We start from the raw sequence: 14,739 nt of genomic DNA, 5'->3' as shown, positions 1-14,739 counted from the left end.
ATCTTAAAAGTAATTAAATGGCAAAGTTGACAAAGAAGCAAAAAGAAGCTCAGTCTAAAATAGAGAAAGATAAACTATACTCTGTTACAGAAGCTTCAGCTTTAATTAAAGAGATAACCAATACAAAATTCGATGCATCAGTAGATTTAGCTGTTCGTTTGGGTGTTGATCCAAGAAAAGCTAATCAAATGGTTCGTGGTGTAGTTACATTACCTCATGGAACTGGTAAAGATGTAAAAGTTTTGGCTTTGGTGACCCCTGATAAGGAAGCAGAAGCTCAAGAAGCTGGTGCAGACTATGTTGGGTTAGATGAGTATTTGGAGAAGATTAAAGGCGGTTGGACAGATGTTGATGTTATTATCACCATGCCAAGCGTAATGGGTAAATTAGGTCCTTTAGGTCGAGTATTAGGACCAAGAGGTTTAATGCCTAATCCAAAAACAGGTACTGTAACTATGGATGTAGCGAAAGCTGTATCTGAAGTTAAAGCAGGTAAGATAGATTTTAAAGTTGATAAAACAGGTATCGTACATGCTGCGATAGGTAAGGCTTCTTTTTCTGCTGATAAAATAGCGGATAATGCTAAGGAGTTGTTGGATACTTTGAATAAGATGAAGCCAACTGCGGCCAAAGGTGTTTATATGAAGACAATCTTCATGTCTAGTACCATGAGTCCTAGTTTGCAATTAGATCCAAAGTCAGTTTAACAACTGGTAGTTAAAAATTAATAGTATGACAAGAGAAGAAAAAGCAACGGTTATAAAAGATTTGACTACGCAGTTGGCAGATAGCAGCACTATTTACGTGGCTGATATCTCAGGTTTAGATGCAGGTACAACTTCTGATTTAAGAAGAGCTTGTTTTAAAGCTGATATTAGACTAGCTGTAGTTAAGAATACATTGCTTGCTAAAGCAATGGAAGCTTCTGATAAAGAATTTGGTGAATTACCTGAAACATTAAAAGGGAATACTTCTCTTATGTTTTCAGAAGTTGCCAATGCTCCTGCAAAATTAATAAAGAACTTCAGAAAAAAATCTGATAAGCCTTTATTGAAAGGAGCTTTTGTTGAAGAAGCAATTTACATAGGTGATGAAAACTTGGAAGCTTTAGTTAGCATTAAGTCTAAGGAAGAAATGATTGGCGAAATAATTGGATTGTTACAATCTCCAGCCAAGAATGTTATTTCTGGTCTTAAGTCTGGTGGTGGTAAAATCGCTGGTATCCTTAAAACATTATCCGAAAAATAAGTACGCACAATAAACTAAGTATATTTTAAAAATTTTATTAAACGATAGAAAATGGCAGATTTAAAAGATTTCGCAGAACAATTAGTTAACTTAACAGTTAAAGAAGTAAACGAGTTAGCTGATATATTAAAAGAAGAATACGGTATTGAGCCTGCAGCAGCAGCAGTAGCGGTAGCTGCCGGTGGTGGTGGTGAAGCTGGTGAAGCAGCAGAAGAGAAAACTGAATTCGACGTTATTTTGAAAGCAGCAGGTGCTTCTAAATTAGCAGTTGTAAAATTAGTTAAGGAATTAACTGGTTTAGGTTTGAAAGATGCTAAAGATATCGTTGATAGTGCACCAAAAGCAGTAAAAGAAGGTGTATCTAAAGACGAAGCGGAAGGTATCAAAAAATCATTGGAAGAAGCTGGAGCAGAAGTTGAGCTTAAATAATAGCGACAACCATATTACTTTTGGTTTAGGTCTTTGCGCTTTTTGCGTTTAGACCTAAGCCTTTTTATAGAATTAGGTATATCAAGAGGTATACTACCCAACTAGTACTCACGATCAAAACACTGTCCGTAGATGTTCACAAATAATACTGAAAGAATAAGCTTTGCTTCTGCAAGAAACACACCGGATTATCCGGATTTCTTAGATATTCAGATTAAATCTTTCCAAGACTTTTTTCAACTTGAGACTAAATCAGATGAAAGAGGTAATGAAGGTCTTTATAACACCTTCATGGAAAATTTCCCAATTACTGATACCAGAAATCAGTTTGTATTGGAATTCCTTGATTATTTCATAGATCCACCTAGATATTCAATTCAAGAATGTATTGAGCGTGGTCTTACTTATAGCGTTCCATTAAAAGCACGTTTAAAATTATATTGTACAGATCCAGAACATGAAGATTTTGAGACTATAGTACAAGATGTTTATTTAGGGACCATTCCTTACATGACTCCAAGTGGTACTTTCGTTATCAACGGAGCTGAAAGAGTTGTGGTATCTCAGTTACACAGATCTCCAGGGGTTTTCTTTGGTCAGTCTTTCCATGCAAATGGAACAAAATTGTATTCTGCTAGGGTAATTCCTTTTAAAGGTTCTTGGATAGAATTTGCTACCGATATCAATGGCGTAATGTACGCTTATATCGATAGAAAGAAAAAATTACCGGTTACTACTTTGTTCAGAGCTATAGGTTTTGAACGTGATAAGGATATATTAGAGATTTTTGACCTTTCTGAAGAAGTTAAGGTTTCTAATGCCGGACTTAAAAAAGTACTAGGTCGCAAATTAGCGGCAAGAGTGTTGAACACATGGCATGAGGATTTCGTAGATGAGGATACAGGTGAGGTGGTGTCAATTGAACGTAACGAGATAGTTTTAGATCGTGACACTATTCTTGAAAAAGAACACATTGCTGAAATTATTGATGCAGACGTAAAAACAATTCTTTTACATAAAGAAAATAATGCGCAATCTGATTACGCTATTATTCATAATACCTTACAGAAGGATCCAACGAATTCTGAAAAAGAAGCTGTTGAGCATATCTATCGTCAATTACGTAATGCAGAACCGCCAGATGAAGAAACTGCTCGTGGTATTATAGATAAGTTATTCTTCTCTGATCAACGTTACAACTTAGGTGAAGTTGGTCGTTATAGAATGAACAAGAAATTACAGTTGGATATTGGAATGGATAAGCAAGTCTTGACCAAAGAAGATATCATAACTATTATAAAATATTTAATTGAGTTAATTAACTCAAAAGCAGAGATTGATGATATTGACCACTTGTCTAACCGTCGTGTTAGAACTGTGGGTGAACAGTTATCTTCTCAGTTCGGTGTTGGTCTTGCTCGTATGGCAAGAACAATTCGTGAGCGTATGAACGTTCGTGATAACGAGGTGTTTACACCTATAGATTTGATTAATGCAAAGACATTGTCTTCTGTAATTAATTCTTTCTTTGGTACCAACCAGTTGTCTCAGTTTATGGATCAAACGAATCCATTGGCAGAGATTACGCACAAGAGAAGATTATCGGCATTAGGTCCAGGTGGTTTATCTAGAGAACGTGCTGGTTTTGAGGTACGTGATGTTCACTACACGCACTACGGTCGCTTATGTCCTATTGAAACTCCTGAAGGTCCGAACATTGGTTTGATCTCTTCATTATCGGTGTTTGCGAAAGTAAACCCAATGGGATTCTTAGAGACACCATATAGAAAAGTAACTGACTCTGTTGTTGATTATAAGAACTATGCATATTTAAGTGCAGAAGAGGAAGAAGGAATGAAAATTGCTCAAGCGAACATTCCTATGAAAGAAGATGGTACTATAGATGCGGAAAAGGTAATTGCCAGAGAAGAAGGTGATTTCCCAGTAGTAGATCCATCTGAAATCCAATATACGGATGTTGCTCCTAACCAAATTGCTTCCATATCGGCTTCATTGATTCCTTTCTTGGAGCATGATGATGCAAACAGGGCTTTGATGGGATCTAACATGATGCGTCAAGCAGTTCCTTTGTTAAAACCACAGTCTCCAATTGTTGGTACTGGATTAGAGCGTCAAGTAGCTTCTGATTCTAGAGTATTGATAAATGCTGAAGGTGATGGTGTAATTGAGTATGTAGATGCTCAGAAAATTACTATCAAATATGATAGAACTGATGAGGAGAGATTGATCAGTTTCGAAGAAGATAGCAAGACTTATTTCTTGGTGAAGTTTAGAAAAACAAATCAGGGAACTAATATTAACCTAAAACCAATTGTACAAGTAGGTGATAGAGTTAAGAAAGGACAAGTTCTTTGTGAAGGTTATGCAACTGAAAAAGGTGAATTGGCATTAGGTAGAAACCTAACTGTGGCATTTATGCCTTGGAAGGGTTACAACTTTGAGGATGCAATTGTAATTTCTGAAAAGGTTGTTCGTGAAGATATTTTCACATCTATTCATGTTGATGAATATTCTCTTGAAGTAAGAGATACCAAATTGGGAGCTGAAGAACTTACTCATGATATACCAAATGTTTCTGAAGAGGCAACAAAAGACCTTGATGAAAATGGTATGATCAGAATAGGTGCAGAAGTAAAACCTGGTGATATTCTTATTGGTAAGATTACTCCAAAAGGTGAGTCTGATCCAACTCCAGAAGAGAAATTATTACGTGCCATATTTGGTGACAAAGCTGGTGATGTAAAAGATGCTTCTTTAAAGGCTTCTCCTTCTTTAAGAGGTGTTGTAATTGATAAGAAATTATTCTCTAGATCTGTAAAAGATAAGAGAAAACGTTCTGAAGATAAAGAAGAGCTTTCTAAACTTGAATTGGAATACGAAGTAAAATTCCAAGAGTTAAAAGATATTTTAGTAGAGAAATTGTTTACGATTGTAAACGGTAAAACTTCTCAAGGTGTTCTTAATGATTTAGGTGAAGAGGTATTGCCTAAAGGTAAGAAGTACTCAATGAAGATGTTGAACTCTGTTGATGATTTTGCACACTTGGTAGGTGGTAGTTGGACAACAGATGCAGATACAAACGCATTAGTTGCTGATCTTCTTCATAACTATAAGATTAAGCTTAACGATTTACAGGGTAACCTAAGAAGAGATAAGTTTACCATATCAGTTGGAGATGAATTACCAGCAGGTATTATGAAACTTGCTAAAGTATATATCGCTAAAAAGCGTAAGCTTAAAGTTGGTGATAAAATGGCAGGTCGTCACGGTAACAAGGGTATCGTATCAAGAATTGTACGTCATGAAGATATGCCTTTCTTGGAAGATGGAACTCCGGTTGATATTGTATTGAATCCGTTAGGTGTACCTTCTCGTATGAACATTGGTCAAATCTATGAAACAGTATTAGGTTGGGCTGGTCTTAAACTTGGTAGAAAGTATGCTACGCCAATTTTTGATGGTGCTACTTTAGAAGAGATCAATAAATATACCGATGATGCTGGTATTCCAAGATTCGGACACACATACTTATTCGATGGTGGTACAGGACAACGTTTTGATCAACCTGCAACAGTTGGGGTTATTTATATGTTGAAGCTTGGTCACATGGTAGACGATAAGATGCACGCACGTTCTATAGGACCATATTCTCTTATTACACAACAACCTTTGGGTGGTAAAGCTCAATTTGGTGGTCAGAGATTTGGTGAAATGGAGGTATGGGCGTTAGAAGCTTATGGTGCATCTGCAACTTTACGTGAGATATTAACGGTTAAGTCTGATGATGTAATCGGAAGAGCTAAAACCTATGAGTCCATTGTTAAAGGTGAAACAATGCCAGAGCCTGGTTTACCAGAATCTTTCAACGTTTTAATGCACGAACTTAAGGGATTAGGTTTGGATATTAGATTGGAAGAATAGTTCAATAGTTAGTATTGAAGACTATTAAGTAAAACAAATTAAAACATTATCAGAACGCTATTATGGCTAGAATAAAAGATAATAACCAAGTAAAAAGGTTTGATAAAATTTCCATAGGTTTAGCTTCTCCAGAATCTATTTTGGCAGAATCTAGAGGTGAAGTTTTAAAGCCAGAAACAATTAACTATAGAACTCACAAACCAGAACGTGATGGTTTATTCTGTGAGCGTATCTTTGGTCCTGTAAAGGATTATGAGTGTGCTTGTGGTAAATATAAGCGTATTCGTTACCGTGGTATCGTATGTGACCGTTGTGGGGTAGAGGTAACTGAAAAGAAAGTTCGTAGAGACCGTGTAGGTCATATTAACTTGGTAGTACCAGTTGCACATATTTGGTATTTCCGTTCATTACCTAATAAAATAGGATATCTTTTAGGCTTACCTTCCAAGAAATTGGATATGATCATTTACTACGAACGTTACGTAGTAATTCAACCAGGTATTGCTAAAGGTCCCGAAGGTGAAGAAATCAATAAAATGGATTTCTTGACCGAAGAAGAGTATTTGAATATTTTAGATACGATTCCTCAAGAAAATCAGTATTTAGAAGATTCTGACCCTAATAAGTTTATAGCTAAAATGGGTGCAGAGTGTTTAATTGATTTATTGGGTAGAATAAATCTTAAAGAGCTTTCTTTTGAGCTTAGACACAAAGCAAATACAGAGACTTCTAAGCAGAGAAAAACTGAAGCACTTAAACGATTACAAGTTGTTGAGGCGTTAAGGGAATCTCAAGAGAATAGAGAAAACGAACCAGAATGGATGATTATGAAAGTAATTCCGGTTATTCCACCAGAATTACGTCCATTGGTACCATTGGATGGAGGTCGTTTTGCAACATCAGATTTAAATGATCTTTATAGAAGGGTAATTATCCGTAATAACCGTCTAAAAAGATTAGTTGAAATAAAGGCTCCTGAAGTAATTTTACGTAATGAAAAACGTATGCTTCAAGAAGCGGTAGATTCTTTGTTTGATAACACAAGAAAGGCTTCAGCTGTAAAAACTGAATCTAACAGACCATTAAAATCGCTTTCAGATTCATTGAAAGGTAAACAAGGTCGTTTCCGTCAAAACTTACTAGGTAAGCGTGTTGATTATTCTGCACGTTCTGTAATTGTTGTTGGACCTGAATTGAACCTATATGAATGTGGTCTTCCTAAAGATATGGCTGCAGAACTTTATAAGCCTTTTGTAATCAGAAAATTGATTGAAAGAGGTATTGTAAAAACGGTAAAGTCTGCTAAGAAAATTATAGATAAAAAAGAGCCTGTAGTTTGGGATATTTTAGAAAATGTATTGAAGGGTCACCCAGTTTTATTGAACAGGGCTCCTACATTACACCGTTTGGGTATCCAAGCATTCCAACCTAAATTAATAGAAGGTAAGGCAATTCGTCTACACCCATTGGCTTGTACTGCATTTAATGCGGATTTTGATGGGGATCAAATGGCGGTTCACTTACCATTGGGTCCAGAAGCTATTTTGGAAGCACAATTATTAATGCTTGCTTCTCAAAACATATTAAATCCAGCGAACGGTTCGCCAATTACGGTACCATCACAGGATATGGTCTTGGGCCTTTATTATATGACCAAAGAACGTAAGTCAACTCCCGAAGTTCCAATTATCGGAGAAGGTTTAACTTTTTATTCTGCAGAAGAGGTAGAAATTGCTTTCAATGAAGGCAAGGTTAACTTAAATGCAGGTATTAAGGTTAGAGCTAAAGATTTTAACGAAGAAGGAGAGTTGGTTAATCAAATTATACCTACAACTGTTGGCCGTGTATTATTCAATAAGAACGTACCAGAAGAAGCAGGTTATATTAACCAAGTTTTGAATAAAAAGGCTTTAAGAAATATCATTGGTGATATTTTAGCGGTAACAAGTGTACCTGCAACTGCTGCATTCTTGGATAAAATAAAAACTATGGGTTATGAATTCGCCTTTAAAGGTGGATTGTCCTTTAGTTTAGGGGATATTATTATCCCAGCTGAAAAAATGGATATGATCGGTGAGGCAAATGGTCAAGTAGATGGCATTATGGCCAACTATAACATGGGTCTTATTACCAATAATGAAAGATACAATCAAGTTATTGATGTTTGGACATCGACTAACGCTATGTTGACGGAGTTGGCTATGAAACGTATCCGTGAGGATCAACAAGGTTTCAACTCTGTGTATATGATGCTTGATTCTGGTGCAAGGGGTTCTAAAGAGCAAATTCGTCAGTTAACAGGTATGCGTGGGTTAATGGCTAAACCTAAAAAATCAACTGCTGGTGGTGGTGAAATTATTGAAAACCCTATTCTTTCTAACTTTAAGGAAGGTCTTTCAATTTTGGAATACTTTATTTCAACCCACGGTGCTCGTAAAGGTCTTGCGGATACCGCTTTGAAAACGGCGGATGCTGGTTACCTAACAAGAAGATTGGTTGATGTTTCTCAAGATGTAATTATCAATACAGAGGATTGTGGTACACTTAGAGGAGTAGAAGTACAAGCACTTAAGAAGAATGAAGAAGTAGTTGAAAGCTTAGGTGAAAGAATATTAGGTCGTGTTTCATTACATGATGTATACAACCCTATGACCGAAGAATTAGTTCTTGAGGCAGGTCAGCAAATCATGGAATCTGATGTGAAGAGAGTTGAAGCATCTCCGATTGAAAAAATCGAGGTACGTTCAGCACTTACATGTGAGGCAGAAAAAGGTATTTGTGCTAAATGTTACGGTAGAAACCTTTCAACCAATAAAATGGTACAAAGAGGTGAAGCTGTTGGTGTAGTTGCCGCTCAATCAATTGGTGAGCCGGGTACACAGCTTACACTTAGAACATTCCACGTAGGTGGTATTGCGGGTAACATTTCTGAAGATAATAAATTAGAGGTAAGATTTTCTGGTATCGCTGAAATCGAAGATTTAAGAACGGTAACGGGTGAAGGTTCTGATGGTAAACCAGCAGAAATCGTAATATCAAGAACAACTGAAATAAAAGTTGTTGATGCTAAAACCGGTATCACGTTAAGTACTAGTAATATTCCTTATGGTTCTCAATTATTTGTGGAGAATGGAGCTAAGGTTGAAAAAGGTGATGTTATCTGTTCTTGGGATCCATATAACGGTGTAATCGTTTCTGAATTCCCAGGTAAGATTGCTTATGAGAATATTGAGCAAGGTGTTACTTATCAAGTGGAAATAGATGAGCAAACTGGTTTCCAAGAAAAAGTAATCTCTGAATCTAGAAACAAGAAGTTGATACCTACGTTATTGATTCAAGATTCAAAAGGAGAAACATTGCGTTCTTATAACCTACCTGTAGGTTCTCACATTATGGTTGATGATGGAGATAAGATTAAAGAAGGTAAAACTTTAGTTAAAATACCACGTAAATCTGCTAAAGCAGGTGATATTACCGGTGGTCTTCCAAGAGTTACCGAATTATTCGAAGCTAGAAACCCATCTAACCCAGCTGTAGTATCTGAAATTGATGGTGTTGTTTCTTTTGGTAAGATAAAGAGAGGTAATAGAGAGATCATTATTGAGTCTAAATTAGGTGAGGTAAAGAAATATCTTGTAAAGCTATCTAATCAAATCTTAGTTCAAGAGAACGATTATGTTAGAGCGGGTATGCCATTATCTGATGGATCTATTACCCCAGAAGATATCTTAGCAATTAAAGGACCATCTGCGGTACAACAATACTTGGTAAACGAAGTTCAAGAGGTATATAGACTACAAGGTGTGAAAATTAATGACAAACACTTTGAGGTAGTTGTTAGACAGATGATGCGTAAAGTAAGAATACAGGATCCAGGTGATACGATTTTCTTAGAGAATCAATTGATTCATAAAGATGATTTCATTAAAGAAAATGATGAAATCTTTGGTAAGAAAGTGGTAATGGAAGCGGGTGATTCTGATAATCTTAAACCAGGTCAAATTGTAACTCCAAGAGAGTTGAGAGATGAAAATTCTTTATTGAGACGTGGAGATAAGGCATTGGTTGAAGCTAGAGATGCAGTTTCTGCAACGGCTACCCCAATACTTCAAGGTATTACAAGAGCATCATTACAGACAAAATCATTTATATCTGCAGCATCGTTCCAAGAAACGACTAAAGTATTAAATGAAGCTGCTGTAAGTGGTAAAGTAGATACTTTAGAAGGTCTGAAGGAGAATGTTATTGTAGGTCATAAGATTCCGGCAGGTACGGGGATGAGAGACTATGATAGTATAATCGTTGGGTCTAAAGAAGAGTATGATGAAATAATGGCCAGAAAAGAGGCATTAAGATTCTAATAATTCAACAACCCTCAAATTTTATTTGAGGGTTATTTTTTTAATATAAATTACGCATGAGTGACAATAAAAATCCGAATCAGAAACAAATAAATATTGAATTGGATGAGAAAATGGCAGAAGGGATATACTCTAATCTAGCTATTATCAATCATTCAGTCTCTGAATTTGTTGTTGATTTTATTAGTATGATGCCAGGAGCACCAAAGGCAAAGGTTAAAAGTAGAATTATTTTAACCCCTCAACATGCCAAGAAATTTTTAAAGGCATTGAATGATAATGTACAGCGTTTCGAAAAAGCTCACGGAACAATAAAGGATTATGAACAACCCTCTATACCAATAAATTTTGGTCCAACTGGAGAAGCATAAAAAAAAGCCCAATTTTTAATTGGGCTTTTTTTTTATTCAAATTCTGAAGTGAAATGTAACTTGACCGACGGGTATTTTTGTTGGGTCATTTGTAGAGAAAATTGAGAATCTGCCAAGAAAACCAATTGCCCTCTTTTATCCTTTGCCAAGAATTTTTGTTTTACCCGTTCAAATTCCTTGAACTCATCTGTTTTTCTGTTTTCAGTACCAACCCAACACGCTTTGTGAACATTGAAATTTTCGTAGCTACATTTGGCACCATATTCATGCTCCAATCTATATTGAATTACCTCAAACTGTAATGCTCCTACAGTACCAATAACTTTTCTACCATTCATCTCTAAGGTAAATAATTGAGCAACTCCTTCATCCATTAACTGGTCAATACCTTTATTAAGTTGTTTTGATTTTAATGGGTCTGCATTATTTATGTATCTAAAATGCTCTGGAGAAAAACTTGGTATTCCTTTGTAGTGTAGTGTTTCGCCCTCGGTTAAAGTATCGCCAATTTTAAAGTTACCGGTATCATGCAGACCAACAATATCACCTGGATAAGAAATATCTACAATTTCCTTTTTCTCAGCAAAAAATGCATTGGGGCTGGAAAATTTTAAATTTTTACCATGTCTTACATGTAAGTAGGGTTTGTTCCTTTCAAAAGTTCCAGAGACAATTTTAATAAAAGCAAGGCGATCTCTATGCTTAGGATCCATATTGGCATGTATTTTAAATACAAAACCAGTCATAGCTTTTTCGGTAGCCTCTACTAACCTCTCTTCAGCATTTTTTGAACGAGGGGTAGGTGCAATTTGAATAAAACAATCAAGTAACTCCCGAACTCCGAAATTATTTAAGGCCGAACCAAAAAATACAGGTTGCTGATCTCCTTTCAAATAAAGTTCTTTATCAAACTTAGGATAAACACCCCAAACCAATTCAAGATTATCTCTTAATTCTGCAGCAGGGTTACTACCAATTATTTTATCTAAATCTGGGTTGGTAACATCGTCAAAAGCTATGGTTTCCTCTATGTTCTTTTTGCTGTCACCACTAAACAAATTAATATTCTTTTCATAAATATTGTAGATACCTTTAAAATCATAACCCATTCCTATAGGAAAACTTAATGGGGTGACAGATAGTCCTAGTTTTTGCTCCAATTCATCCAATAGGTCGAAAGCATCTTGACCCTCTCTATCTAACTTATTAATGAATACCAGCATAGGTATTTTACGCATTCTACAAACTTCAACCAGTTTTACAGTTTGCTCCTCAACACCTTTGGCTACATCAATAACGACAATAACGCTATCTACTGCAGTTAACGTTCTAAAAGTATCTTCAGCAAAATCTTTGTGCCCAGGAGTATCTAGAATATTAATCTTCTTATTTTTATAATTGAAAGCAAGTACAGAAGTAGCGACAGAGATACCCCTTTGTCTTTCAATTTCCATAAAATCACTAGTTGCCGATTTTTTGATTTTATTATTTTTAACGGCACCTGCTTCTTGAATAGCACCTCCAAAAAGTAAAAGCTTTTCTGTTAAAGTAGTTTTACCTGCATCTGGGTGTGAGATGATACCAAAGGTTCTTCTTCGTTCTATTTCTTGTTTGAAGCTCATATAAAAAATTTGTGCAAAAGTAAGATAAAATAGATACTTAACATTTAAGAATACATGCTTATCCTTTGGTGGGGAATATTGTAAAAACATACACAAACAAGTCCAATTTTAAATTAAGAATTGGAATTTATTCATGAAAATGATCCATATTATAAAAATTAACGTATTTAAATAAATGTTAAATTGTTTACATCAATTAAACTAATTAATTGACCGATTAACTATTGATTTTGAGGGTTAATCGAAAAAGAATTTGAGTTCAATTCATTTTAATATATCTTAGCAACGTTTTAATAAGACTGCCCCACTTTCTTATAAAGGACAACAAAAACACTACCATTTGCCATGGTGATTAGTAAAACACTAACACTTATGGGTAAAATTACTTTTAGAAAATATTTCCTATTTTCCTTTCAAACTTTCGTTGTTGTATCAACTTTGTTTTTGATTTTGTCATTTTCTGCCGAATCTAATCTAGAATCCACTTTGGGTGGTATATTTACTATTGATTCAGATGGGGATGGTGTATTAGATTCAGTTGACATTGACGATGACAATGATGGTATTTTAGATTTAAAAGAAGATAAAAATTTAGATGGAGACAACGACCATACCACTAATCCTACTGATACGGATATGGATGGTGTCCCAGATTATTTGGATATTGACTCTGATAATGATGGTATCTTAGATAATTTAGAGGGTCAGAATTTCCATACATACCAGCCGATTTCAGGAGATGATTTGGATGGAAATGGTCTAGATGATATGTATGAGAATTTTCCTGGAAGCGGAGAAGGTGTTAGGGTTGATGATAGGGATGGAGATGGAATTCCCAATCATCTCGATATAGATACAGATAATGATGGTATTCCAGATAATGTAGAAGCACAGACCACTGCTGGGTATGTACCACCAAATTTGGATAGTGCTGTTGTTTATGCAAGTAATAATGGAATTAATAGTGCTTATATTGGAGGATTAACACCTGTAAATACTGATGGTACGCCACCACCAAACAAACCCGATTATCAAGATTATGACAGTGATGATGATTTGGTTCTAGATAATAATGAGGGTAATGATTTCAACTTCGATGGTATTCCGGACCAGACCTATACAGGTGTGGATACCGACGGTGACGGTCTTGATGACGGTTATGAAGGTTCTGATGTGAACGATGGATTCGATGTCAACGACGAGATTGACGATCCTGATACCGACCTCCCTAATACCGATGGTTCAGAGGATGTTAATTTTCGAGATTTTGATGATGACGGGGACTTAATAAATACTCCTGATGAAGATGCTGATAACGATGGCGACCCTACCAATGATGATACTGATAATGATGGTACTCCTGATTATTTAGATATAGACAATACACTTGGTCCGGATACCGATGGCGACGGAGTTTCCGATAGTGCTGACCTTGATGATGACAACGATGGTATCTTGGATGCGGTTGAAGACCCGAATATGGATGGGGACAACGATCCATTGACCGATCCGTTGGATACGGACAACGATGGCATACCTAACCATTTGGATATCGATAGTGACGATGATGGTATTCCCGATAACGTTGAGGGACAGACCACCGAAGGTTATATCGCCCCCAACGATGACGATTCCGCAACCTATGCTTCCAACGATGGTGTGAACAGTGCATATCCCGATGGTCTGGAACCGGTGAACACCGATGGTACCGACGATGTTGATTACCTTGATGACGACAGTGACAACGATTTAGTACCGGACAACAACGAAGGCAACGATTTTAACTTCGACGGTATTCCGGACCAGACCTATACAGGTGTGGATACCGACGGTGACGGTCTTGATGACGGTTACGAAGGTTCTGATGTAAACGATGGCTTCGATGTCAACGACGAGATCGATGACCCTGCGAACGACTTGCCCGATACCGATGGTACCGAGGACGTGAACTACCGTGACCTTGACGATGACGGTGACGGAGTTGATACTCCCGATGAGGACGTCGACTTGGACGGTGACCCTACCAACGATGACAGTGACGCAGACGGCACTCCCGATTATCTGGATCCCGATAGTCCAGGTTCGGATACCGATGGCGACGGAGTTTCCGATACTGCGGACCTTGATGATGACAACGATGGTATCTTGGATGCGGTTGAAGACCCGAATATGGATGGGGACAACGATCCATTGACCGATCCGTTGGATACGGACAACGATGGCATACCTAACCATTTGGATATCGATAGTGACGATGATGGTATTCCCGATAACGTTGAGGGACAGACCACCGAAGGTTATATCGCCCCCAACGATGACGATTCCGCAACCTATGCTTCCAACGATGGTGTGAACAGTGCATATCCCGATGGTCTGGAACCGGTGAACACCGATGGTACCGACGATGTTGATTACCTTGATGACGACAGTGACAACGATTTAGTACCGGACAACAACGAAGGCAACGATTTTAACTTCGACGGTATTCCGGACCAGACCTATACAGGTGTGGATACCGACGGTGACGGTCTTGATGACGGTTACGAAGGTTCTGATGTAAACGATGGCTTCGATGTCAACGACGAGATCGATGACCCTGCGAACGACTTGCCCGATACCGATGGTACCGAGGACGTGAACTACCGTGACCTTGACGATGACGGTGACGGAGTTGATACTCCCGATGAGGACGTCGACTTGGACGGTGACCCTACCAACGATGACAGTGACGCAGACGGCACTCCCGATTATCTGGATCCCGATAGT

General features: G+C 37.2%; 7 protein-coding genes and 1 pseudogene. 7 read left to right on the top strand and 1 reads right to left on the bottom strand.

Annotated features, from left to right (window positions below; all coding sequences use genetic code 11):
- The first annotated feature begins 17 nt into the window (after window positions 1–17).
- The 6 genes from rplA to DCS95_RS06260 all read left to right on the top strand — a co-directional run bounded on the left by rplA (window position 18) and on the right by DCS95_RS06260 (window position 10,351).
- Window positions 18–707, top strand: a complete 690-nt coding sequence (rplA, locus tag DCS95_RS06285) for a 50S ribosomal protein L1 (RefSeq protein ID WP_116769918.1) — start codon at window positions 18–20, stop codon at window positions 705–707.
- Between the two features lie 25 nt (window positions 708–732).
- A complete protein-coding gene (gene rplJ / locus DCS95_RS06280) occupies window positions 733–1,248 on the top strand; it encodes a 50S ribosomal protein L10 (RefSeq protein WP_116769917.1) in 516 nt (171 codons plus the stop codon).
- Between the two features lie 51 nt (window positions 1,249–1,299).
- Window positions 1,300–1,677 carry a 50S ribosomal protein L7/L12 gene (rplL, locus tag DCS95_RS06275; protein ID WP_116769916.1) on the top strand — a complete coding sequence of 126 codons (378 nt, stop codon included), beginning with the start codon at window positions 1,300–1,302 and terminating at the stop codon, window positions 1,675–1,677.
- A 132-nt stretch (window positions 1,678–1,809) separates the two neighbouring features.
- Window positions 1,810–5,619, top strand: coding sequence for a DNA-directed RNA polymerase subunit beta (rpoB, locus tag DCS95_RS06270; protein ID WP_116769915.1), 3,810 nt, complete (start codon window positions 1,810–1,812; stop codon window positions 5,617–5,619).
- Between the two features lie 62 nt (window positions 5,620–5,681).
- A complete protein-coding gene (gene rpoC, locus DCS95_RS06265; protein ID WP_116769914.1) occupies window positions 5,682–9,980 on the top strand; it encodes a DNA-directed RNA polymerase subunit beta' in 4,299 nt (1,432 codons plus the stop codon).
- A 56-nt stretch (window positions 9,981–10,036) separates the two neighbouring features.
- Complete coding sequence (locus DCS95_RS06260; protein WP_116769913.1) at window positions 10,037–10,351, top strand: DUF3467 domain-containing protein; 315 nt, start codon at window positions 10,037–10,039, stop codon at window positions 10,349–10,351.
- A gap of 32 nt (window positions 10,352–10,383) precedes the next feature.
- Here DCS95_RS06260 and DCS95_RS06255 read toward each other — a convergent pair whose 3' ends face one another.
- A complete protein-coding gene (locus tag DCS95_RS06255; RefSeq protein ID WP_116770183.1) occupies window positions 10,384–11,973 on the bottom strand; it encodes a peptide chain release factor 3 in 1,590 nt (529 codons plus the stop codon).
- Window positions 11,974–12,345: 372 nt separating this feature from the next.
- Between DCS95_RS06255 and DCS95_RS06250 the strand changes: the two are divergent.
- Window positions 12,346–14,739 (top strand): annotated as a pseudogene (locus DCS95_RS06250) (gliding motility-associated C-terminal domain-containing protein); the annotation flags it as partial.

Source organism: Maribacter litoralis (assembly GCF_003075045.1).
Classification (GTDB): domain Bacteria; phylum Bacteroidota; class Bacteroidia; order Flavobacteriales; family Flavobacteriaceae; genus Maribacter; species Maribacter litoralis.
The sequence above is the reverse complement of the archived record's forward strand: the minus strand, read 5'-3'. Positions and strand labels throughout refer to the sequence as shown.

What these genes read in the sequence shown, in the direction of transcription:
- rplJ (WP_116769917.1), top strand. Translation starts at nt 733, where the DNA reads ATGACAAGAGAAGAAAAAGCAACGGTTATAAAAGATTTGACTACGCAG.
- rplL (WP_116769916.1), top strand. Translation starts at nt 1,300, where the DNA reads ATGGCAGATTTAAAAGATTTCGCAGAACAATTAGTTAACTTAACAGTT.
- rplA (WP_116769918.1), top strand. Translation starts at nt 18, where the DNA reads ATGGCAAAGTTGACAAAGAAGCAAAAAGAAGCTCAGTCTAAAATAGAG.
- DCS95_RS06255 (WP_116770183.1), bottom strand. Translation starts at nt 11,973, where the DNA reads ATGAGCTTCAAACAAGAAATAGAACGAAGAAGAACCTTTGGTATCATC.
- DCS95_RS06260 (WP_116769913.1), top strand. Translation starts at nt 10,037, where the DNA reads ATGAGTGACAATAAAAATCCGAATCAGAAACAAATAAATATTGAATTG.
- rpoC (WP_116769914.1), top strand. Translation starts at nt 5,682, where the DNA reads ATGGCTAGAATAAAAGATAATAACCAAGTAAAAAGGTTTGATAAAATT.
- rpoB (WP_116769915.1), top strand. Translation starts at nt 1,810, where the DNA reads ATGTTCACAAATAATACTGAAAGAATAAGCTTTGCTTCTGCAAGAAAC.